This window comes from Thalassovita taeanensis (genome assembly GCF_900110775.1).
Classification (GTDB): Bacteria; Pseudomonadota; Alphaproteobacteria; order Rhodobacterales; family Rhodobacteraceae; genus Litorimicrobium; species Litorimicrobium taeanense.
In genome coordinates, this window is the sequence record NZ_FOEP01000015.1 from 39,131 (window position 1) to 61,899 (window position 22,769).

Below are 22,769 nucleotides of genomic sequence, written 5' to 3' on the forward strand. Positions count from 1 at the left end.
CCATGACAAAAATGATCGCATGCCGCTTGTCGGCTGATCTAGGATATTCCGATGACCGAAGAACGCCTCAATCTGTCCGAGCTTAAGGCAAAAAGCCCCAAAGACCTTCTTTCTATGGCTGAAGAGCTTGAGATCGAAAACGCCTCTACCATGCGTAAGGGCGAGATGATGTTTCAGATTCTGCGCGAAATGGCGGATGAGGATTGGATCGTTGGTGGCGATGGTGTTCTTGAGGTTCTTCAGGACGGGTTTGGATTTTTACGATCGCCTTCGGCAAACTATCTTCCCGGCCCAGACGATATTTATGTTTCACCAGAGATGATCCGCCAGCACGCGTTGCGGACCGGTGACACGATTGAAGGCGTAATTAAGTCACCTGAGGGAGAAGAGCGCTATTTCGCCCTGACAAGGGTAGAGAGTATCAACTTCGAAGATCCTGAGAAGGCACGTCACAAGATCGCCTTCGATAACCTCACGCCGCTTTACCCTGACGAGCGGCTTAAGATGGAGATCGAAGACCCCACGATCAAAGACCGCTCTGCACGGATCATTGATTTGGTTGCACCCATCGGTAAAGGCCAGCGGTCGTTGATCGTGGCTCCGCCGCGGACCGGTAAAACAGTTCTGTTGCAGAATATCGCCCGGTCCATCGAGGTGAACCACCCTGAGATCTATCTGATTGTTCTGCTCATCGATGAGCGGCCTGAAGAAGTGACCGATATGCAGCGTTCGGTGAAAGGAGAGGTTGTATCCTCGACCTTCGATGAGCCTGCAACGCGCCATGTTGCTGTGTCGGAAATGGTTATTGAAAAGGCGAAGCGTTTGGTCGAGCACAAACGCGACGTTGTTATTCTTCTGGATTCGATCACACGCTTGGGGCGCGCGTTCAACACTGTTGTGCCGTCGTCGGGTAAAGTGCTGACAGGTGGCGTGGATGCTAATGCGCTGCAGCGACCGAAGCGCTTTTTTGGTGCAGCGCGAAATATCGAAGAGGGCGGTTCGTTGACTATCATCGCCACCGCTCTGATCGACACAGGCAGCCGGATGGATGAGGTGATCTTCGAAGAATTCAAAGGCACTGGCAACTCCGAGATCATTCTAGATCGTAAGGTTGCGGATAAACGTGTCTTCCCGGCGATGGACATTCTTAAGTCCGGAACCCGAAAAGAAGAGCTGCTGGTCGATCCAAAGGACCTGCAAAAAACCTTCGTTTTGCGTCGTATTCTTAATCCGATGGGAACAACTGACGCGATTGAATTCCTGATCTCCAAGCTGAAGCAAACCAAGACAAACAGCGAGTTCTTCGACTCGATGAATGGGTAATTTCTGTTGTAATTCAACAGGATAAAATAAATGGATACGATATTTTCCCTTGCCACATCGCATGGTAAGGCTGGTGTCGCGGTGATCCGCGTTTCCGGTCCTTTAGCGCATGCGGCTGGGCGCGAGCTGGCAGGATCTTTGCCCCAGAGCAGAGTCGCTGGTTTGCGTGTTCTAAAAGATCCCCAGGGCGTTCGTCTCGATGAAGCGTTGGTATTGGCATTCCCCGACAAATCAAGCTTCACCGGAGAGCTCGTAGTCGAATTTCAGTTACATGGTAGCATCGCAGTCGTTGCCTCAGTGTTAAAAACACTTGGAGACATGGAAGGGCTACGTACAGCAGAACCAGGCGAATTTACCCGACGTGCGCTAGAAAACGGGCGTTTGGATTTGGCGCAGGTTGAAGGGCTTGCTGATCTTATCGATGCCGAAACCGAAGCTCAGCGTCGGCAGGCCCTTCGTGTTTTGTCCGGAGATCTTGGCAAGCGCGCAGAAATTTGGCGACGAGATTTGATACGTGCTGCAGCGTTGTTGGAAGCGACGATAGACTTCGTAGATGAGGACGTGCCGGTTGATGTATCGCCGGAAGTAAAAAGTCTTCTCAATGGCACATTGGCCGCATTGATTTCGGAAATCGAGGGCGTAAAATCAGCCGAACGCGTTCGAGAGGGATTTGAGGTCGCAATTGTTGGGGCACCAAATGTAGGTAAATCTACCTTGTTGAACGCTCTATCTGGACGAGAAGCTGCAATAACCTCGGAATACGCCGGAACCACGCGTGACGTGATCGAGGTTCGTATGGATCTCGCAGGGCTACCGGTAACTTTGCTTGATACCGCCGGGTTGCGCGATACGCGAGACAAGGTAGAAGAGATCGGGATCGCACGGGCGAGGCAAAGAGCTGCTCAGGCGGATCTAAGAGTGTTTTTGGTCGAAGGGGGTGAGCGCCCAGATTTTGAACCTCAGCCAGATGATATTATTCTTCGAGCTAAAGCGGATCTGTTGTTAAATAAAGATGGCGCGATCTCAGGGCTTAGTGGCGAAGGCATCGCGAATCTGATAGAAAAAATCTCGTGTCGTTTATCGTTGCGTGCTGCTTCAATCGGTGTTGCTACCCGTGAACGTCACCGGCTGGCAATGGTTCGTGCGGTCGAAGCAATGAATAACTCTCTCGGCTTGGTGTCAATGGAGGAAGATATGACAGATATCGCAGCGGAAGAGCTTCGAACTGCCATACGAGCACTTGATTCTCTTGTTGGTCGTGTCGATGTGGAAAACCTGTTAGATGAGATTTTTTCCAGCTTTTGTGTTGGAAAGTGAGGAGTGTTTCACGTGAAACAATTCGACTTCGATGTAGTCGTTGTTGGTGGCGGTCACGCGGGTGCAGAGGCCGCGCACGCTTCTGCACGCATGGGCGCTCGCACCGCACTTATAACGTTAACAAAGCTTGGTATTGGCGTGATGTCGTGCAACCCCGCCATCGGCGGGTTGGGAAAAGGCCATCTGGTGCGCGAGATTGACGCGATGGATGGCGTGATGGGCCGCGTAGCTGACGTTTCGGGTATTCAATTTCGGTTGCTGAATCGAAGAAAGGGCCCCGCGGTGCAAGGGCCTAGAACGCAGTCAGATCGTAGACTCTACCGCGAAGCTATGCTTGCAGTAACCGAAAGTCAGGAAAAACTGACAATTTTGGAAGGCGAGGTCGTAGACTTTCTGATCGAAAGCACACGCGTTTCCGGGGTGGTACTGGCTGATGGGAGTGAAGTTTCGGCAGCTTCTGTAGTGCTTACAACCGGAACTTTTCTACGTGGTGTGATCCATATTGGAAGCAAACAACGCCCCGGAGGGCGTATGGGGGATCGCCCTTCAGTCAAACTGGCCGAGCGCATAGATGCCTTTGGCTTGCCTCTCGGACGATTGAAGACAGGGACACCACCGCGCCTTGATGGGCGAACGATTGACTGGGACAAGCTTGAAACGCAACCGGGGGATAACGACCCAGTGATGTTTTCGTTCCTTTCCCGCGCGCCGTTTGTTCGTCAGGTTTCGTGCGGAATTACCCATACCAACGAGCACACGCACGAAATTATCCAACGGAACCTAAGCCGTTCGGCAATGTACGGCGGACATATTGAAGGGGTAGGTCCACGTTATTGTCCATCGATCGAGGATAAGGTCGTTCGATTTGCAGACAAAGCTTCCCATCAGGTTTTTTTGGAACCCGAAGGTCTTGATGATTATACGGTCTATCCAAATGGGATCTCTACGTCTTTGCCTGAAGATGTCCAGTGCGAGTATGTGCGTTCTATATTCGGACTTGAAAAGGCAGAAATCATGCAGCCAGGATATGCGATAGAATATGACTTTGTCGATCCGCGGGCGCTTGATACGCGCTTGGCCGTGAAGTCTGTTTCTGGCTTATTCCTAGCTGGGCAAATCAACGGGACCACGGGATATGAAGAGGCTGCTGCCCAGGGCTTGGTCGCCGGCTTGAGCGCGGCTGCGGAGTCGTTGAAAAGAGATACAATAACTTTTAGCCGCGCAGACAGCTATATTGGTGTGATGTTGGACGACCTAGTGACTCGTGGGGTTACTGAGCCATATCGAATGTTTACCTCGCGCGCGGAATTTCGGCTCTCGCTCCGTGCGGATAACGCTGATCAGAGACTCACCCCAAAGGGGTTGGAGTTGGGGTGTGTTGGCGAGACCCGGCGTGCCCAGTTTAGAGATAAGATGGAGCGACTTGAGGCGGGAAAGTCACGTTTACAAAGCACGACTTATTCGTCTCGTCAGTTGGCTGATGCTGGTTTAGCGGTTAAGCAGGACGGTGCTCGCCGCTCGCCGTTTCAAATTCTGGCTTTCCCTGACGTTGGCTTTGAGACTTTGCTGAAATTGGATCTTGGGCTATCTGATATCGATGACGAAGCCAGAGACCAGCTTGCAAAGGATGCGCTTTACGCAAACTATATCGAGCGCCAGCAGCGTGATGTGGATGCGGTAAAGCGGGATGAGCAGCATAAAATCCTGCCAACATTCGATTTCGATGCGATAGATGGGCTGTCGAATGAGCTCAAAGTGAAGTTGGGGCGCGCGAGGCCGGAAAACTTGGGGCAGGCAGGCCGTGTCGAAGGAATGACACCAGCCGCTCTAACGCTGCTTCTGGCGAAGCTGCGGCAGGCAAAAAGAGAGAAGATTGCGTGATTTTGCTTGGGCAGGATGTTTCACGTGAAACAATAGTGCGGCTAAATATCTATGCTGCAGTGTTGGAGAAATGGAACCCAAAAATTAACCTTGTCGGAAAATCCACGATTGCGGATATTTGGGGCCGACACTTTTTGGATTCCGCGCAAATTTTCCGTGAGATACACGAGGGCGCAGGCTCATGGGCAGATTTTGGAAGTGGAGGGGGATTTCCGGGGCTTGTTGTCGCAATTCTTGCCGCTGAAAAGACGCCCGAATTGGCTGTTACACTGGTAGAAAGCGACCAACGAAAAGCGGCATTTTTACGCACCGTGGCGCGCGAGACTGGAATAGCGGTGCAGGTTCTTGACGCAAGAATTGAGGCGCTGGAACCCCTAAATGTTGACGTTGTTTCAGCCAGGGCGCTTGCCGACTTGACGACCTTGGTGGGCTTCGCGGCGCGTCACCTAAAATCTACAGGCACAGCTCTATTTCTAAAGGGCGAAAGCTGGGAAAAAGAGCTTCATGATGCGCAGACGTCATGGTCATTTGAGGTGGAGCGTAATACTAGTAAAACAGACTCTGGTGCCGTTGTTCTAAAGGTATGGAATATCCGAAATGTCTGATCCAACTCGCCCGCCCAGCCCCAAAATTATCGCAGTTGCAAATCAAAAAGGCGGCGTTGGGAAAACGACCACTACGATAAATTTGGGTGCCGCTTTGGCCTCTAAGGGCTGCCGGGTGCTGATTATTGACCTCGATCCACAAGGGAATGCTTCCACAGGCCTCGGGATCGAAACCGAAGACCGAGAGTTCACGACATACGAACTTCTTCTGGAGGACATCGATCTTGGTCGCGTCATTCAGCCCACGAAAACAGAAGGTCTGAGCATTGTTCCTGCTACGGTAGATTTAAGCTCGGCGGATATCGAGTTGATTTCAAATGAGAAGAGAAGCTTCCTGTTGTATGATGCGCTTCGGCAGCACGCGATGGACAGCTACGCTTACGATTTTATTCTGATCGATTGTCCTCCTTCGCTCAACCTACTGACGGTTAACGCAATGGTGGCTGCGCATTCTGTCCTCGTTCCGCTTCAGTCAGAGTTTTTCGCGCTTGAGGGCTTGTCACAACTAATGCTGACAATTCGCGAGGTGAGGCAAACCGCGAACAAGGCGCTTCGGATTGAAGGAGTTGTTCTGACAATGTATGATGCTCGGAATAATCTTTCGCAACAGGTGGAAGCTGACGCGCGCAGCAACCTTGGTGAATTGGTGTTTGACACCGTGATTCCGCGCAATGTGCGCGTCAGCGAAGCACCATCCTATGCGGTTTCGGTTTTGGATTATGATCCAAACTCCAAGGGTGCTCGGGCGTATTTGCAGCTCGCGCAGGAATTGCTGTCGAAAAATATTCGCGCGGTAGCGTGACGCAGGAGAAAATATGACCGATAAGATTCAAAAAACCCGAGGCTTGGGTCGCGGACTTTCTGCGTTGATGGCGGACGTTTCCCCGCAGGCCGCACCGGAGTCAACGCAGGCACGCCGCGCAGACCTTATGGTTCCGATCGAGAGGGTGCAGCCGAATCCCGATCAGCCTCGTCGTACGTTCACCCAGGACCAAATGGAGGAGCTTGCGGCCTCGATCAGAGAAAAGGGGATTATTCAGCCACTGATCGTCAGGCAAAAGCCGGGAAATGCTGAAATTTACGAGATTGTAGCAGGGGAACGACGCTGGCGTGCCGCGCAAATGGCGATGCAGCATACGATTCCGGTGATTGTACGGGACTTTAATGATACCGAAGTTCTTGAAATCGCCATCATCGAAAACGTTCAGCGTTCGGATCTGAACGCAGTGGAAGAGGCGCTTGGATATAAGCAGCTGATGGAAAAGTTTGGCCACACTCAGGAAAAGCTGTCTGATGTTCTGGGAAAAAGTCGCAGCTATATTGCGAATTTGGTGCGCCTGCTTCAGTTGCCAGATGAGGTTCAGGAATACGTGCGCGACGGGAAACTAACCGCCGGCCATGCGCGTGCATTGATTACGTCGGATGATCCCGTCACGCTGGCAAAAAAGGTCATTCATTCAGGCTTGTCTGTGAGGGATACTGAAAAGCTCGCCAAGAAACCCGTGAGTAATATTTTTGACGACGAAAGCATGCCGCGGAATGCCCCTAAGCCACAGGTGAATAAAGACGCTGATACGCGTGCGCTGGAGGGTGATCTTTCGGCCGCGCTTGGAATGAAGATCTCAATTGATCACGATCCCGGTCAAGAATCGGGAAAAGTGACTGTTTCTTATGGATCTCTTGATGAGCTGGATGAGTTGTGTCGAATGCTGTCGGCTATGCGCTAGGGCGGCTCCAGATAAACACTAGCACGGAAGCGAGAGTCACAGCCTGAATTATCAAGATCATGGGCTTGAGTCCCATGATCAAAGATATTGCGAAGACAAATACGATGGATACGGTCGCAATTTTCTTTGCTTTTGGTTGAATTGCACCTCGTTCTTGCCAATCTAGGATCGACGGCCCGAACACCGGATGAGTGATCAGCCATGCATGCATCCGTTCGCTTGATCTCGCAAAGCAAAATGCCGCGAGTAGCATGAAGGGGACTGTGGGTAGCAACGGAAGAAATACTCCGACCAAGCCAAATCCGACACTAACTAGCCCTAAAATACCCCAGATCAGTCTCATCTCAATCCGCCAATAGTTCTTTTAGAACAGCATTTAAGACCATGCGCCCAGAGGGTGTGACGCAAACCATGCCGCTTCGAGATTGAAGCATCCCAAGATCCTCAAGATAGCTCACGTTGGTGGGATTCAAGGGGCTTCCGGACAAGGCTTCGTAGCGATGGATATCAATCCCGGAAGAAAGTCGGAGCCCCATCATCAGGAACTCGCTGGCTTGATCGCGCAACTCTATACGTTGGAGTAACTTTTCCCCGTTTCCTTGCTCGACCCGCTCCAGCCATTTGTTGGGGTTCGACCATGCCTCGGTCGCATGGCGCTGTCCATTGAGCGTCATGCGGCCATGAGCACCTGGGCCGATGCCAAGATAATCGCCATAGCGCCAGTATATATTGTTGTGTCGCGACTCCGCGCCTGGTTTGGCGTGGTTAGAGACCTCATAGGCTTCCATGCCGACGGTGCCGCAGATGTCTTGCGTGGCAATATACATGTCAGCTGAAATGTCGTCTTCGGGGAGGCCGCGCAGAAGACCGCGATCATACCTGTCCCCAAATGCGGTACCGCTCTCGATCGTCAATTGGTAAAGGGAAAGGTGATCAATCGCCATGGAGAGCGCCTGTTTCAGTTCGTCTTTCCACGCGTCCAGAGTTTGGTCCTGACGAGCATAGATGAGGTCAAAGCTGACACGCTCGAACTGAGAACGTGCGATATCAAACGCCGCGCGGGCTTCTTCGACGGTGTGAATACGGCCCAAACGGCGTAAATCGGCGTTGTTTAGAGCCTGAATGCCCATGGACACGCGATTAACGCCGGCGTCGGCATACCCTCGAAACCGACCGGCGTCGACCGATCCCGGGTTGGCTTCTAATGTGACCTCTAAACTATTGGCGACGGGCCAGTGATGGCGAATACGATCCAGAACGCCATGCACAACGTCAGGGTTCATCAGGCTGGGCGTTCCGCCGCCAAAGAAGACCGAGGTCAGGACACGATGCGGCACCAAAGCCGCATATCTGTCAATTTCAGAAATATAGGCTTTGAGCCAGCGCCTTTGATCGACCTCGCGAGCCACATGGCTGTTGAAGTCGCAGTAGGGGCATTTGGCCTGACAAAAAGGCCAATGGATATAAAGGCCAAAGCCTCCTTGTTCCCAATCCTCAGCCAAAGCAACCCTGAACGAGCTTAGTAAAGGCGTCTGTTCTATGACTCATGCGATGCTTGCGTGCGGGATCCATTTCGCCAAAGGTTTCGACCTCTCCATTTGGCAAAAAGACGGGATCAAACCCGAACCCGTTCTGCCCACGCATAGGCCAGACGACTTGCCCGTCTACACGACCTTCGAAAACTTCATCATGCCCATCTGGCCAAGCCAGACAAAGGGTGCAGTGAAAGGCCGCGTTCCGGGGAAGGAGGGCTCGCTTCGCTTCCAGCAGAGTCCAAACTTTTTCCATTGCCATAGGAAAGTCGCGGCCGTTTGGTGTTTCTGCCCAATCCGCAGTATAGACACCGGGTGCTCCGTCCAGAGCTTCAACCGTGATACCGCTGTCGTCTGACAACGCTGGCAGCCCTGTGGCTTGGGCCGCGAAATGCGCCTTAAGACGGGCATTCCCCGCGAAGGTGTCTTCAGTCTCGTCCGGCTCTTCCAGCCCATGCTCGGCGGCAGAAGAGATGGTGATGCCAAAGGGCGCAAGCAGTTCAGAAATTTCACGCAGCTTTCCAGCGTTGTGACTCGCCAGAATCAGCTTATCGCCCGTGAATTTACGCATCGACTGCTGTCCTTTGCGCCGCTACCAATTCGCCCACACCCTTTTCTGCCAGATCCAGAAGCTGGTTCATTTGGTCGCGGGAATACGTTGCGCCCTCGGCCGACATCTGCACTTCTATCAGGCGGTGGCTCGCCAGCATAATGAAGTTTCCGTCAACCCCGGCCTCGCTGTCCTCGGGATAGTCCAGATCAAGCACCGGCTGACCTGCATAGATACCGCAGCTTACCGCTGCGACGGGCTCGATCAGCGGATCAGTTGTAACCTGCCCAGTTTTCATCAGCTTGTCCACGGCAAGACGCAGCGCGACCCAACCGCCGGTAATCGACGCGCAACGCGTGCCGCCATCGGCCTGTATCACGTCACAGTCCACCGTGATTTGGCGCTCGCCCAACGCGACCCGATCAACGCCCGCGCGCAGAGACCTTCCGATAAGACGTTGAATTTCAACAGTTCTTCCGCCTTGCTTCCCCATGTCAGCTTCGCGGCGCATCCGGCTTGTCGTGGATCGGGGCAGCATTCCGTATTCGGCCGTAACCCATCCCAGCCCAGAGCCCTTGATAAACGGTGGTACGCGATCCTCGATCGTGGCAGTACAAAGAACATGGGTGTCGCCCATGCGGATCATGCAAGAGCCTTCCGCGTGTTTCGTCACGCCGGTTTCGATTGAAACTGCGCGCATTTCACTTAGATTTCTTCCGGACGGCCGCATGGTGATCCCCTTTTGCTTTGCCGGTGGAGATACAGGCCCTACGGGCCTATGTGCAAGCCCGATTGACCTTTGCGGCTCATCCTCTTTAATGGCCCACTGGATGGGATGATGATTATGAAAGAAGGCGCGAACATTCTGGAAGAGATGAACGACCGCTCGCGCGAGGTTTTCCGGCGCGTGGTCGAAAGCTATCTTGCAAGCGGAGACCCAGTGGGGTCGCGTACGCTTACACGGTCCATGAACGAACAAGTCAGCGCCGCGACAATCAGAAATGTCATGCAGGACTTGGAACATATGGGGCTTCTGGGAAGCCCGCACATTTCTGCCGGGCGCGTACCCACGCAAATGGGCCTGCGCATGTTTGTAGATGGTCTGCTGGAGGTTCGCGATCTTGACGTCCAGGATCGGCAAAAAATTGATGAAACGCTCAACGCAAATGCGCATCATGTTGGTGGGCTCTTGGATCGGGTCAGCACGGCTCTCTCTGGCGTCACGCGCGGTGCGTCTTTGGTTTTGGCGCCCAAGCGCGAAGCACCGATCAAGCATGTTGAATTTGTTTCGCTCGCGCAAGACAGGGCGCTTGTTGTCTTGGTATTTGCGGATGGCAACGTTGAAAACCGGCTGTTCACACCTCCTGCCGGGCAAACCCCCTCGTCTATGCGCGAGGCGGCCAATTTCCTAAACTCTCTGATCGAGGGCAAAACGCTATCTGATCTCAGTACCGCTATTCGGCACGAGATACTTGTGCGTCGGCAAGAGATTGACGGGTTGGCCCGCGATCTGGTGGAAAGCGGCATGGCTGTCTGGGAGGATGAAGGCGAGCGCCACGAAAGGTTGATCGTGCGAGGCCGATCAAATTTGCTTCAGGCAGAGGGCGGGGAAGAGGACCTTGAGCGGATAAGAACCCTGTTTGATGATCTTGAACGAAAGCGGGACATCGCCGATTTTCTGGATCTGACCGAACAGGGCGACGGTGTGCGCATTTTTATTGGTTCCGAGAACAAACTTTTCTCACTTTCGGGTTCCTCTTTGGTGGTCTCTCCATATATGAACGCTGATCGTAAGATTATCGGTGCGGTTGGGGTCATCGGGCCCACGCGCCTGAACTATGGACGAATTGTGCCGATTGTGGATTACACGGCGCAACTGGTTGGCAAACTGATGTCTGACCGGAGCTAGAGGTGGATTGTGGCAATGGCCAAAAATGACGACTTTCTCGACGATATCGAAGCCGCCGAGGCAGAGACCTATGCCGAGGACATGACCGAGTTTTCAGACGAAGAGCTGGAGCTTGATGCGCTACGCGCAGAGCGTGATGAGTACAAAGACAAATTTGTTCGCGCGCTCGCTGACGCAGAGAATGCACGCAAGCGGTCCGAAAAGGACCGGCGCGAGGCGGAAAATTACGGTGGGTCAAAGCTGGCGCGTGACATGTTGCCGGTGTACGACAATATGAAGCGTGCATTGGAAGCCGCAACAGACGAGCAGCGTGAGGCCTTTGGTTCTCTGCTGGAAGGCGTAGAATTGACGATGCGAGAGCTTTTGAACGTATTCAAGAAGCACGGGATCACGTTGATCGCGCCACAGGTGGGTGACAAGTTCGACCCGCTGCACCATCAGGCGATGTTTGACGCTCCCGTACCGAATACAGTTGCTGGTGATATCATTCAGGTTTCGACCGAAGGCTTCATGCTGCACGACCGTTTGCTGCGCCCTGCACAGGTCGGGGTGTCGTCCACTCCGGCAGGCTAAGTACGGTTACGATTGAGCCGTATCTTTCAGCTCGTACAATAATTGCAGGGCCTCCCGCGGCGACAACTCGTCCGGGAGGATCTGCGCCAAGCGCTCCTCGACCTTGCTCGTTTTCGGGTTCGGAGCGGGCGATGCGGGAACCGCCGAAAACAATGGAAGATCGTCGATCAGGGTCGCCTTCTTTGCACCCTCTCGTTCACCTTTTTCCAGCGCCTCCAGAACTACGCGCGCACGTGCAACGACCGCGTCGGGCAGCCCGGCCAACTTGGCTACCTGCACGCCGTATGACCTGTCGGCGGCCCCCTTGCGCACTTCATGCAAGAATATCACGTCGCCATCGAACTCCTTCACTGCGACGGTGGCATTTTCCACGCCGGGCAACTTGCCGGCGAGGCTGGTAAGCTCATGGTAGTGGGTCGCAAACAGTGCGCGGCAACGGTTAACATCGTGCAAATGCTCCAGCGTGGCCCAGGCAATGGAAAGCCCGTCATAGGTTGCTGTGCCGCGCCCGATTTCATCCAGAATTACCAAAGCATGATCATCGGATTGATTGAGGATGGCTGCTGTTTCAACCATCTCGACCATGAAGGTCGAGCGCCCGCGCGCCAGATCATCTGAAGCACCGACGCGGCTGAACAGTTGACTGACCATCCCGATATCCGCCTTGCGTGCGGGCACATAGCTTCCCATCTGCGCCAGTAGGGCAATCAGCGCGTTCTGCCGCAAAAAGGTTGATTTACCAGCCATGTTCGGGCCGGTTAGCAGCCAAATATCTGCCCCATCAGATCCGTCCGCCAGAGAGCAGTCGTTTGCGATGAATGGTCCGCCTCCTTGCTTGCGTAACGCCAGTTCCACAACCGGATGGCGCCCGCCCCGGATATCCAGCTTGCGACTGCTATCCACAGTGGGCCGCGTCCAGCTTTCGGCCCGCGCCAAGTCGGACAGGGCGGTCGCAAGATCAATCTCCGCAAGGCCGCGCGCCGCTGCCCCAATTTGATCAGCTTGGTCCAGAATGGCAGCTTTCAGGCTTTCATAGAGCCGCTTTTCGATTTCAACAGCTCGCCCGCCGGCGTTGAGGATCTTTGTTTCCATCTCTGAAAGGGGGACGGTCGTGAAGCGAACCTGATTGGCGGTGGTTTGCCGGTGCTTGAACGTCTCGGATAGCGGCGCAGACAGCATTTTGTCTGCGTGGGTCGAGGTCACCTCGACAAAATAGCCCAAGACATTGTTGTGCTTGATCTTGAGCGTGGAAATGCCTGTCTGTGTCGCGTACTCTTGCTGCATCTGAGCGATCACACCACGCCCCTCGTCGCGCAGTTGCCGCATTTCATCCAGCTCTTCATCATAGCCGGGCGCGATAAAACCGCCGTCGCGGCTTAGCAATGGCGGTTCGGCGATAAGCGCCTGATCCAGCAAATCCAGAAGCACGTCGTGCCCAACAAGGCTTTTGGTCGCGTGCACCAGAAGAGCGGGCAGGGCGGCTTGATCCAGCCGCGCAGCGATTTGCAGCGTTTGTTCCAACCCGTTTCGAATGGAAGCAAGATCGCGCGGGCCGCCCCGGTCAAGCCCAAGCCGTGACATCGCGCGGTCAAGGTCCGGCACCTTGCGCAGGTCGTCACGAAGCAGATCGGTGATGCGTGTCTTTTGCACTGCAAACTCTACTGAATCCAAACGCGCCTGCACCACCTCCAACACTCGGGAAGGGCTGGAAAGGCGACGCTCTAGCAGGCGCGCTCCTGCTGCGGTCACGGTTCGGTCAATGGCTGACAGCAGCGACCCTGAACGCCCACCGTTCAGGGCGTGGGTCAGCTCCAGATTACGGCGCGTGGCGGCATCAATTTGCATCACACGTGATTGCGCCTCGCGTTGGGGCGTGCGCAAAAGCGGAAGCCTGCCTTTTTGCGTAATCTCCAGATATTCAACGATCGCGCCCATGGCCGATATTTCGGGGCGTGAAAATTGTCCAAAGGCATCTAGCGAACTGACTTCGAACAAGTCGCAAAGCCGTCTTTCAGATCCGGTACTGTCGAACGCCGCGCGGCCCAGTGGTGTCAGTGCGGCACCGGATTCAGTCACTGTTTCTGCCAGTTCTTGCTCACTGCCCTCAGGAACGATCACTTCAGAAGGCATCAGCCGCGCCAGTTCTGGACCAAGCCGAATGGGCGGAAGCGGCATGACATGAAATTCGCCGGTGGAAATATCGGCCCATGCCAAGGCGGCCTCATCCCGGACCAAAGCGTAGGCGCACAGGAAATTGTGCCGCCGCGCCTCCAGCAACGCTTCTTCGGTCAAGGTGCCTGGTGTGACCAGACGAACAACTTCGCGGTGCACCACCGACTTCGAGCCGCGCTTTTTGGCTTCGGCCGGGTTTTCCATCTGCTCGCATACGGCAACGCGAAATCCTTTGCGGATCAGCGACAGCAGGTATCCTTCGGCGGAGTGCACGGGAACGCCACACATAGGAATATCCTGCCCCAGATGTTTGCCGCGTTTGGTCAGGGCAATGTCCAGCGCTTCCGCCGCCGCAACGGCATCATCGAAGAACATTTCATAGAAGTCACCCATCCGGTAAAATAGCAGCGCATTTTTGTGCGCGGCTTTGATGTCCAGAAACTGCGCCATCATTGGCGTCATGGCAGCGCTTGTGGTGGTCACGTTCATCCCCCAGTTAAGTTCGGCGAACCTTACAAACCCCCACCCGGCTGTAAAAGGCGAAAAACGTGTTTCTGTTGAGGCGAGCGCAATAGCACTGTATGAGGCACAAGCCCCCTTAGTTACAGGCCCGATCAATATGACCAAGAACAGAGTTACGCCGGAAGAGGCGCTTGCATTTCACCTTGAGCCCACCCCGGGCAAGTTTGAAATCACTGCCACAGTCCCAATGACCACACAGCGTGATCTGTCATTGGCCTATTCGCCCGGCGTTGCCGTGCCTTGCGAAGCGATCGCGGAAAACCCGGAAACTGCTTACGATTATACAAACAAGGGCAATCTGGTTGCAGTGATTTCGAACGGGACCGCCGTTTTGGGTCTGGGCAATCTGGGCGCTCTGGCCTCAAAACCGGTGATGGAGGGCAAGGCTGTTCTGTTTAAACGGTTCGCCGATGTCAACAGCATCGACATCGAGTTGGACACAGAAGACCCCGAGCAGATCATCAACGCGGTCAAACTGATGGGCCCGACCTTTGGTGGTATTAATCTTGAAGATATTAAAGCGCCCGAGTGTTTCATCATCGAGCAGCGCTTGAAAGAAGAGATGGATATCCCCGTCTTCCACGATGACCAGCACGGAACAGCTGTGATTTGTGCTGCCGGCTTGATTAACGCTCTGCATATTTCGGGCAAGAAAATCGAGGATTGCCGCATCGTTCTGAACGGTGCTGGGGCTGCTGGGATTGCCTGCCTTGAATTGATCAAGACGATGGGCGCCAAGCACGACAATTGCATTATGTGTGATACTAAAGGTGTGATCTATCAGGGTCGGACCGAGGGGATGAACCAGTGGAAATCCGCCCATGCCGCGCGAACTGATAAGCGCACCTTGGAAGAGGCGATGGTCGATGCCGATGTGTTTCTGGGCGTTTCGGTAAAGGGTGCTGTTACGCCAGATATGGTGCTGTCGATGGCCGACAATCCGGTGATTTTCGCCATGGCCAACCCCGATCCTGAAATCACGCCGGAAGAGGCACACGCCGTCCGCGCCGACGCGATTGTGGCTACGGGGCGATCAGATTATCCGAACCAGGTGAATAACGTTCTGGGCTTTCCGTATCTTTTTCGCGGTGCACTGGATATTCACGCGCGCGCTATCAACGATGAGATGAAGATCGCCTGCGCAGAAGCTCTGGCAGAGCTGGCGCGCGAAGACGTGCCGGACGAGGTTGCAATGGCCTATGGGCGGAATCTGTCGTTTGGGCGCGACTATATCATCCCAACGCCGTTTGACCCGCGTCTGATCCATCGTATCCCGCCTGCCGTTGCGCGTGCAGGTATGAACACAGGTGCCGCGCGCCGTCCGATCATTGATATGGAAGCCTATGAGCTGAACCTGAAATCACGGATGGATCCGACAGCAAGCATTATGCGCGGTATTCACGCCCGCGCCCGTGCTGCGCAGGCACGGATGATTTTCGCCGAAGGGGACGATCCCCGCGTCTTGCGCGCTGCCGTGCAATATCAGCGTTCCGGGCTGGGTAAGGCTCTGGTTGTCGGGCGCGAAAGCGATGTGAAAGAGAAGCTGGAAGCCGCAGGTATGGGGGACGCTGTGCGCGAACTGGAGGTGGTCAATGCGGCCAATTCCCGGCACCTGAATGTCTACAAGGATTTTCTCTATGCGCGGCTTCAGCGCAAGGGATATGATAGGCACGATATCCACCGGCTTGCCGCACGAGATCGCCACGTATTTTCCGCTCTAATGTTGGCGCATGGGCATGGTGACGGCTTGATCACTGGGGCCACGCGCAAATCCGCGCATGTGCTGGAACTGATCAATCATGTATTTGATGCCGATGCGAAGCGCGGGGCAGCTGGGGTGACCGCGATTCTGCACAAAGGGCGGATCGTGCTGATTGCTGACACGTTGGTGCATGAGTGGCCGAACGAAGAGGATCTGGCCAATATCGCCGAACGCTCTGCGGCAGTCGCACGCCATCTGGGGCTTGAGCCCCGTGTCGCTTTCGTCAGTTTTTCGACATTCGGCTATCCGGTTTCAGAGCGCGCCGAGAAAATGCACCTCGCGCCAAAAGTTCTGGAAAAGCGCGGCGTGGATTTCGAGTTTGAAGGTGAAATGACGGTCGATGTAGCATTGAATATCAAAGCGCAAGCTTCCTATCCTTTTCAGCGTCTGACCGGCCCGGCCAATATTCTTGTGGTTCCAGCGCGGCATTCAGCGTCGATTTCGGTCAAACTGATGCAGGAAATGGCAGGGGCCACGGTGATCGGTCCGATCCTGTCGGGCGTTGACGCATCAATTCAGATCTGCTCGTCCAGCTCGACCGCCAATGATATTCTAAATATGGCTGTTCTGGCAGCGTGTAAGGTCGGATGATCTGAAAAGGAACCTGCGATGGCAATCTGGAATCTTGGGTCGATCAACGCAGATTACTTCTATCGGGTCCCGCATCTGCCGGGCCCCGGTGAAACGATTGCCGCAACCGATTTGACACGAGGTTTAGGTGGCAAGGGCGCAAACATGTCTGTCGCGGCCGCCCGCGCAGCTGCGCATGTTGCCCATATTGGCGCTGTCGGGTCTGACGGAGCCTGGGCCGTGGAGCGGCTGACGGAATATGGCGTCGATACCAGGCGGATTCAAACCGTCGACACTGCAACGGGGCACGCGATCATCACGCTAGATTCACGGGGGGAAAATGCGATTGTCCTGTTTCCTGGTGCGAATATGAACATCTCTCAAAATGCCGTCGGCCTTGCGCTAACAGAGGCAGAGCAGGGTGATATCCTGTTGATGCAGAATGAAACCAGTCAGCAGGCCTTTGCCGCTGAAACAGGGTCGAAAATGGGCCTTCGGATCGCTTATGCTGCCGCGCCGTTTTCAACCGAAAGCGTTGGTGCTGTTCTGCCGTTTCTTGATATTCTGATTCTCAACAAGATCGAGATGGCGCAGCTTCACCTTGCGACAGGCTTAATGCCGTCTGCTGATATGGGGGTCGACACCGTCATCGTGACCCTTGGCGCAGACGGGTGCGCGCTCTATGACAGGTCTGCCGGTTGGGTGCCGCAACACTTTCCCGCCGTTCCGGTGACTGCGGTGGATACGACGGGCGCAGGCGATACTTTTACGGGCTATGTTCTAGCGGCGCTTGATCGGGGTATGACGATGCCAGACGCTATTCGTCTGGCAGCCAAGGCCGCCGCACTGATGGTCACACGGTACGGGACGGCCGATGTAATACCAGACCTTAAAGAGGTCCTAGATCTGGGTTAGCCCCCAGTAAACGGCGCAGCTTTGCTCCAAAGTTGCTTTACGCGCTTATCGCGACCACAGGCGGCGCGGTATTTCTTATAGGCCTTTGATTGTGTCACCGGGCCAAACCGGGTTAGCACAATATTGCTGCCTTTATAATAATCCTGATGATAGGATTCGGCCTTGTAGAACTTTCCTGCAGTGAGGATCGGGGTCACAATTTTTTGCCCCAATGCTGTTTGGGCCTCGGCCGTTGCCGCTTCGGAAAGGGCCCTTTCTGCAGGGTTAGACACAAAAATGGCAGTGCGGTAGCTGTCGCCACGGTCGCAGAACTGCCCGTCGGCATCCGTAGGGTCAACGGACCGGAAGAACATGTCAAGCAAAGCTTCACGCGAAACAATCTCCGGGTCGAAGCGAATTTGAACGGCTTCATAGTGGCCGGTTCCACCTCTAGATACCTGCTTGTATGTGGGGTTCGTTGACTTTCCGCCCGTATAGCCAGAAATTGCCTCACGTACGCCTTTGACCTTCTCAAAGTCGGCCTCGACGCACCAAAAACACCCGCCTGCTACTGTTAGCACCTCGACGCCAGCGGCGTGAGCGCGACTGCCTTGCACGGCCAGACCAATTAGAATGGCAACCGTCAGGAGTAGGGGTTTGAGATTTCCGAGCTTCAACATGGTACGTCCTCCATGTCGCAAGGATGCCCCACCGGAATAGGCTGTGCCAAGCTCTGCAATCAGATGTCACATAAGGGTGACGTGATGTGAGCAGCCCCACAGGGTTCGACGGGGATTTTCAATCCCAAGCAAGAGGCCTAGCCTTTGTGCAAACAGGAGCCCCCGATGACAGATCAACTGACCACACACCAAGCCGAGGAAGACGCCCGCAACGAAGCTATTCTAATCTACCTGAACGGCAAGATCGTGCCCAAGGCGCAGGCGGTCGTTTCGGTTTATGATAGTGGCTTCATGCTGGGCGATGGCGTCTGGGAAGGTTTGCGGCTCTATAACGGAAAATGGGCTTTTCTCACTGAACACATCGATCGGTTATTCGAGGCGGCAAAAGCGATTGATCTTGATATTGACATGACCCGTGACGCCGTGATCCAGGCGTTGACGGACACTCAAAAGGCCAACGGAATGACGACGGATGCGCATGCACGCCTGATGGTGACGCGGGGCGTGAAATCCCGCCCGTTTCAGCACCCATCCCTTTCGAAATCTGGTCCAACCGTCACGATCATCATGGAGCATTCGCAGCCGAAAATCCCGCGCCCCATTCGGCTTGCCACGGTCCCGCATCTGCGTGGCCTGCCGATGACACAGGATCCAAAACTGAACTCGCACTCCAAGCTGAACTGTATTCTGGCATGTATCGCCGCTGAAAAAGCGGGTGCTGATGAAGCGTTGATGCTGGACGTACATGGATTCGTGAATACGACCAACGCCTGCAATTTTTTCATCGTCCGCAAGGGAGAGGTTTGGACCAGCACAGGCGATTACTGCATGAACGGGATCACCCGGCAGAAGGTGATTGATCTGTGCCGGGAGAATGCCATTCCGGTGTTCCAGCGCAACTTCTCGCTCGTAGATACCTATGGCGCCGATGAGGCGTTTCTGACCGGCACGTTCGGCGCACAAACGCCAGTCTCCGAAATCGATGGACGTCAGATCGGCAGCGGGGAAATGGGGCCAGTTACGCTCCGGTTGCGCGAGCTTTATAGGGCTCTGATCCAGCGGGAAACGGCCTGATGCGTATCGCTATGTGGTCTGGGCCGCGCAATCTTTCGACGGCCATGATGTACGCCTTCGGCGCACGTGCAGATTTTGCGGTGGTCGACGAGCCGTTCTATGCCGCCTATCTGGGTAAGACTGGACTTGACCACCCGATGCGCGGGCAGATACTCGCTTCGCAATCACGCGATGCTGCGGAGGTTGGAGGCGTCTTGCGTGGTCCGGTGCCGAAGGGCAGGGCGCATTACTATCAGAAACACATGACGCAGCACATGATCCCAAGCATTCCGCGCGGCTGGATGGCTGACGTCGTGAATGTATTCCTGATCCGCCACCCAGCCCGCGTTGTCGCCAGCTTTGCGAAAAAGTATGACTATCCCACGCTTGAAGATATCGGCTTTGCCCAACAAACAGAGTTATTCGATCATGTTGTCGAGTTGGGTCAAACGCCGATCATAATTGACAGTGGTGAAATTCGCCGCGAACCTGAGGCCATGCTGAAAAAATTGTGTGATGCGATCAGCTTGCCGTTTGACCCTGCTATGCTGCATTGGCCCGAAGGTGGGCATCCTGATGACGGCGTTTGGGCCGCGCATTGGTACGGGGCGGTCCACCGTTCAACCAGCTTCGCCGCAGCAGAGGGCGACTTGCCAAAACTTTCGGGTGCTGCGGCAGATTTGGCTGCGCGCGCCTTGCCGCATTACGAGCGTTTGGCCGCGCTAAAGCTGTGAAGCCCACCACGCGACAGGCGCGTGGTGGGCTGAGTTTCGTAGGGTTTGGCTCTTATTTGCTCAAGCGGCGATTGCGTGCGGCAATCAGCTTCAGCCGCAGCGCGTTCAGCTGGATAAAGCCCGCTGCATCCTTCTGATCATACGCGCCGGCATCATCTTCGAATGTCACATGCGCTTCGGAATACAGGCTGTGATCGGACCAGCGGCCAACCGTGCGCGCCAGACCCTTATACAGCTTCAGCCGGACGGTGCCGGTGACGTGCTCCTGGCTCTTGTCAATCAGAGCCTGCAACATCTCACGCTCAGGGCTGTACCAAAAACCGTTATAGATCAGTTCGGCGTATTGCGGCATCAGCTGATCCTTCAGGTGACCAGCGCCGCGATCCATCGTGATCTGTTCGATCCCGCGGTGTGCCTCAAGCAGGATGGTACCGCCGGGCGTTTCATAGATCCCGCGAGATTTCATCCCGACGAACCGGCCTTCGACCAGATCAAGACGGCCAATACCATGCTTGCCGCCCAGTTCGTTCAGCTTGGTCAGAACTGTGGCTGGGCTCAGCGCCTCGCCATTGATGCTGACGGCGTCGCCCTTTTCAAACCCGATCTCAACATATTCTGGTGTGTTCGGCGCATCCTCGGGGTGAACCGTGCGCTGATAGACATAATCAGGCGCTTCCTGCGCGGGATCTTCCAGAACCTTGCCTTCGGACGATGTGTGCAGCAGGTTTGCATCAACTGAGAACGGCGCCTCGCCACGTTTATCTTTGGCGATAGGGATCTGGTTCTGCTCTGCAAACTCCAACAGCTTGGTGCGGCTGGACAGATCCCACTCGCGCCACGGTGCGATGACCTTGATATCAGGGTTCAGCGCATAGGCGCTCAGCTCGAACCGTACCTGATCGTTACCTTTGCCGGTCGCACCGTGGGCCACTGCATCGGCCCCGGTTTCGGCGGCGATCTCGATCAGACGCTTGGAAATCAGCGGTCGCGCGATTGAGGTGCCCAGCAGATACAGCCCCTCATACAGCGCATTGGCGCGGAACATCGGGAACACGAAATCGCGCACGAACTCTTCGCGGACATCTTCAATAAAGATGTTCTCGGGCTTGATCCCCAAGAGTTCAGCCTTTTGGCGCGCAGGTTCCAGCTCTTCGCCCTGGCCCAGATCGGCGGTGAAAGTCACAACTTCACAACCGTATTCGGTCTGAAGCCATTTCAAGATGATCGACGTATCGAGGCCGCCAGAATAGGCCAGCACGACTTTCTTGGGCGCGGACATCATTTTCCCCTTGTTTCGGACATATTTCGGCGCTTATCGGGTTTTCTGCCCCGAGGCAAGCGCAGGGGCTTGCACAGGCGGCCAAGCTGCGCCACACAATCCCGATGACACAGTTTCAAGCCAACGCCCGGATAGCCGAGCACGCCATGCGTGAGGTTTTCCCTGAAACACCGTTGCAGCGCAACGCACATCTCTCTGAACGGTTTCAGGCCGACATCTGGCTGAAGCGAGAAGATTTGTCGCCGGTGCGATCCTATAAGATTCGTGGTGCGCTGAATGCGATGCGCAAGGTTCTGGCGGAAGATCCAGATAAGGCGTTGTTTGTTTGCGCAAGCGCTGGCAACCATGCGCAGGGCGTGGCCTTCATGTGCCGCCATTTTGGGGTAAAAGGCGTAATCTTCATGCCGGTGACAACACCGCAGCAGAAGATTGTGAAAACCCGGATATTCGGCGGAGACAACATCGAGATTCGTCTAACGGGCGATTATTTTGACGACACTCTTGCCTCCGCGCAGCAATTTTGTGCAAGCGAAGGGGCGCATTTCCTATCGCCTTTCGATGACAACGACGTGATCGAGGGGCAAGCCACCGTTGCGGTGGAAATTGCCAGGCAATTGGGCAGAGAGCCCGACCATATTTTGCTGCCCGTGGGCGGCGGTGGCCTGTCTGCTGGTGTGCGGAGCTATCTTGGCCGCGATGTTCGTTATACGTTTGTCGAACCGCTGGGTGGCGCGAGCCTGCAAGCCGCGCTAAAGGCCGGGAAACCGGTGACGCTGGATAAGATTAACACCTTTGTCGATGGCGCGGCCGTGGCCTGTATTGGCCGCAAGACGTTCGAGCGCTTGAAGGATGTGTCTGTTGCTGATGTGGTACTTGCCCCCGAAGACCGGATTTGCACGACGATCATCGAGATGCTCAATGTCGAGGGTATCGTTCTGGAGCCAGCTGGCGCGCTCGCGATTGATGCGTTGACCGATGTGGCCGAGGCTATTCGCGGAAAAACTGTCGTGTGCCTGACATCTGGCGGGAACTTTGATTTCGAGCGCCTTCCAGAAGTGAAAGAGCGGGCGCTACGCTACTCTGGTGTCAAAAAATATTTCATCCTCCGGTTGCCACAGCGGCCCGGTGCGCTGAAAGAGTTCCTCAACATCCTCGGACCCGAAGACGATATTGCCCGGTTTGAATATCTCAAGAAGTCTGCACGGAATTTCGGTTCGGTTCTGATCGGGATTGAAACCCGCGAGGCGGCAAATTTTACTGCGCTGTTTGACCGTCTGGCTCAAGCGGGCTTTGTTTATCGCGACATTACCGGCGATGAAACCCTGTCGGAATTCCTGATCTAGGCCGCGAACTTGTTGGGCAACTCGTTTGTGAAAACTTGTTTCGATTGATCGAAGCAGGCCAGAATTTCGGGCAAGTCGATTGAATCGCGATGTCCGTTGGCCGCCCGCCTTTCGCCCGCGTGACATAGCTCTGAAAAGCTGCTGAATCCTAGGTTCAGCGCGCTTCCTTTGAGAAAGTGTAAATCACTTTCCAAGGTGTCAGGTTCGAACGTACCGCGTAGGCGCTCAACGACGCAGTGAACTTCATCCAAGAACAACTCGACCACTTCATCAAAATCGTCGACACCAATTTCGGTGCGCAACTCCTCCACTCTACTCCAGTCTATCATCGTCAGCTCCTGCC

21 protein-coding genes are annotated in these 22,769 nt (G+C 54.9%); 13 read left to right on the forward strand and 8 right to left on the reverse strand.

The genetic code is table 11. From position 1 onward, the window contains the following. Positions 1-51: 51 nt before the first annotated feature. Genes rho through BSF79_RS16320 form a run of 6 tightly spaced genes read left to right on the forward strand, consistent with a single transcriptional unit; the run spans position 52 to position 6,853 of the window. Complete coding sequence (gene rho, locus BSF79_RS16295) at positions 52-1,323, forward strand: transcription termination factor Rho (protein WP_090270892.1); 1,272 nt, start codon at positions 52-54, stop codon at positions 1,321-1,323. A 30-nt stretch (positions 1,324-1,353) separates the two neighbouring features. Then, positions 1,354-2,640, forward strand: a complete 1,287-nt coding sequence (gene mnmE / locus BSF79_RS16300; RefSeq protein ID WP_090270893.1) for a tRNA uridine-5-carboxymethylaminomethyl(34) synthesis GTPase MnmE — start codon at positions 1,354-1,356, stop codon at positions 2,638-2,640. Positions 2,641-2,643: 3 nt separating this feature from the next. After that, positions 2,644-4,521: a tRNA uridine-5-carboxymethylaminomethyl(34) synthesis enzyme MnmG gene (gene mnmG / locus BSF79_RS16305; RefSeq protein ID WP_090270894.1), complete on the forward strand. Its 1,878-nt coding sequence runs from the start codon at positions 2,644-2,646 to the stop codon at positions 4,519-4,521. Further along, the gene (gene rsmG, locus BSF79_RS16310) at positions 4,521-5,126 is read left to right on the forward strand and encodes a 16S rRNA (guanine(527)-N(7))-methyltransferase RsmG (protein WP_245776436.1); all 606 of its coding nucleotides are present in this window, start codon (positions 4,521-4,523) and stop codon (positions 5,124-5,126) included. Before mnmG ends, rsmG begins: the two co-directional genes overlap by 1 nt. Next, positions 5,119-5,928 (forward strand): ParA family protein, encoded by an 810-nt coding sequence (locus BSF79_RS16315; protein WP_090270896.1) that lies wholly within the window; start codon positions 5,119-5,121, stop codon positions 5,926-5,928. The genes rsmG and BSF79_RS16315 overlap by 8 nt, the downstream gene beginning before the upstream one ends. Positions 5,929-5,941: 13 nt before the next feature. After that, positions 5,942-6,853 carry a ParB/RepB/Spo0J family partition protein gene (locus BSF79_RS16320; RefSeq protein WP_090270897.1) on the forward strand — a complete coding sequence of 304 codons (912 nt, stop codon included), beginning with the start codon at positions 5,942-5,944 and terminating at the stop codon, positions 6,851-6,853. Here the strand turns inward: BSF79_RS16320 and BSF79_RS16325 are convergent. From BSF79_RS16325 to rph, 4 genes are read right to left on the reverse strand one after another with little or no spacing between them, the layout of a single operon-like run. Beyond that, entirely contained in the window at positions 6,843-7,196 is a 354-nt protein-coding gene (locus BSF79_RS16325) for a YbaN family protein (RefSeq protein ID WP_090270898.1), read from the reverse strand. The two genes, BSF79_RS16320 and BSF79_RS16325, sit on opposite strands and share 11 nt — an antisense overlap. A 1-nt stretch (position 7,197) precedes the next feature. Further along, on the reverse strand, positions 7,198-8,355 hold the full coding sequence (gene hemW, locus BSF79_RS16330) for a radical SAM family heme chaperone HemW (protein WP_090270899.1): 1,158 nt from the start codon (positions 8,353-8,355) through the stop codon (positions 7,198-7,200). Beyond that, positions 8,348-8,956 carry an RdgB/HAM1 family non-canonical purine NTP pyrophosphatase gene (gene rdgB / locus BSF79_RS16335; RefSeq protein WP_090270900.1) on the reverse strand — a complete coding sequence of 203 codons (609 nt, stop codon included), beginning with the start codon at positions 8,954-8,956 and terminating at the stop codon, positions 8,348-8,350. Before rdgB ends, hemW begins: the two co-directional genes overlap by 8 nt. After that, on the reverse strand, positions 8,949-9,665 hold the full coding sequence (rph, locus tag BSF79_RS16340; RefSeq protein ID WP_090270901.1) for a ribonuclease PH: 717 nt from the start codon (positions 9,663-9,665) through the stop codon (positions 8,949-8,951). The genes rdgB and rph overlap by 8 nt, the downstream gene beginning before the upstream one ends. Positions 9,666-9,779: 114 nt before the next feature. On the opposite strand from rph, the gene hrcA reads away from it, so the two are divergent. Further along, the gene (gene hrcA / locus BSF79_RS16345; protein ID WP_090270944.1) at positions 9,780-10,844 is read left to right on the forward strand and encodes a heat-inducible transcriptional repressor HrcA; all 1,065 of its coding nucleotides are present in this window, start codon (positions 9,780-9,782) and stop codon (positions 10,842-10,844) included. A 9-nt stretch (positions 10,845-10,853) separates the two neighbouring features. After that, positions 10,854-11,417 (forward strand): nucleotide exchange factor GrpE, encoded by a 564-nt coding sequence (locus BSF79_RS16350; RefSeq protein ID WP_090270902.1) that lies wholly within the window; start codon positions 10,854-10,856, stop codon positions 11,415-11,417. A 6-nt stretch (positions 11,418-11,423) separates the two neighbouring features. Here BSF79_RS16350 and mutS read toward each other — a convergent pair whose 3' ends face one another. Continuing rightward, complete coding sequence (gene mutS, locus BSF79_RS16355) at positions 11,424-14,042, reverse strand: DNA mismatch repair protein MutS (protein ID WP_090270945.1); 2,619 nt, start codon at positions 14,040-14,042, stop codon at positions 11,424-11,426. A gap of 166 nt (positions 14,043-14,208) precedes the next feature. Between mutS and BSF79_RS16360 the strand changes: the two genes are divergently transcribed. Then, complete coding sequence (locus tag BSF79_RS16360; RefSeq protein ID WP_090270903.1) at positions 14,209-16,464, forward strand: NADP-dependent malic enzyme; 2,256 nt, start codon at positions 14,209-14,211, stop codon at positions 16,462-16,464. An 18-nt stretch (positions 16,465-16,482) separates the two neighbouring features. After that, on the forward strand, positions 16,483-17,358 hold the full coding sequence (locus BSF79_RS16365; protein ID WP_090270904.1) for a ribokinase: 876 nt from the start codon (positions 16,483-16,485) through the stop codon (positions 17,356-17,358). Here the strand turns inward: BSF79_RS16365 and msrA are convergent. After that, entirely contained in the window at positions 17,355-18,017 is a 663-nt protein-coding gene (gene msrA / locus BSF79_RS16370) for a peptide-methionine (S)-S-oxide reductase MsrA (RefSeq protein WP_090270905.1), read from the reverse strand. The two genes, BSF79_RS16365 and msrA, sit on opposite strands and share 4 nt — an antisense overlap. 165 nt (positions 18,018-18,182) lie before the next feature. On the opposite strand from msrA, the gene BSF79_RS16375 reads away from it, so the two are divergent. Together BSF79_RS16375 and BSF79_RS16380 are read left to right on the forward strand one after the other, a co-directional pair. After that, positions 18,183-19,091, forward strand: a complete 909-nt coding sequence (locus tag BSF79_RS16375; RefSeq protein WP_090270906.1) for a D-amino acid aminotransferase — start codon at positions 18,183-18,185, stop codon at positions 19,089-19,091. Continuing rightward, the gene (locus tag BSF79_RS16380) at positions 19,091-19,804 is read left to right on the forward strand and encodes a sulfotransferase-like domain-containing protein (protein ID WP_090270907.1); all 714 of its coding nucleotides are present in this window, start codon (positions 19,091-19,093) and stop codon (positions 19,802-19,804) included. Before BSF79_RS16375 ends, BSF79_RS16380 begins: the two co-directional genes overlap by 1 nt. 52 nt (positions 19,805-19,856) lie before the next feature. Here BSF79_RS16380 and BSF79_RS16385 read toward each other — a convergent pair whose 3' ends face one another. After that, positions 19,857-21,083, reverse strand: coding sequence for an argininosuccinate synthase (locus BSF79_RS16385; protein ID WP_090270946.1), 1,227 nt, complete (start codon positions 21,081-21,083; stop codon positions 19,857-19,859). Between the two features lie 104 nt (positions 21,084-21,187). On the opposite strand from BSF79_RS16385, the gene ilvA reads away from it, so the two are divergent. After that, the gene (gene ilvA / locus BSF79_RS16390) at positions 21,188-22,426 is read left to right on the forward strand and encodes a threonine ammonia-lyase IlvA (RefSeq protein WP_090270908.1); all 1,239 of its coding nucleotides are present in this window, start codon (positions 21,188-21,190) and stop codon (positions 22,424-22,426) included. On the opposite strand, the gene BSF79_RS16395 is transcribed toward ilvA, so the two are convergent. Beyond that, the gene (locus tag BSF79_RS16395) at positions 22,423-22,755 is read right to left on the reverse strand and encodes an Hpt domain-containing protein (RefSeq protein WP_090270909.1); all 333 of its coding nucleotides are present in this window, start codon (positions 22,753-22,755) and stop codon (positions 22,423-22,425) included. The genes ilvA and BSF79_RS16395 overlap by 4 nt on opposite strands. Positions 22,756-22,769 lie beyond the last annotated feature (14 nt).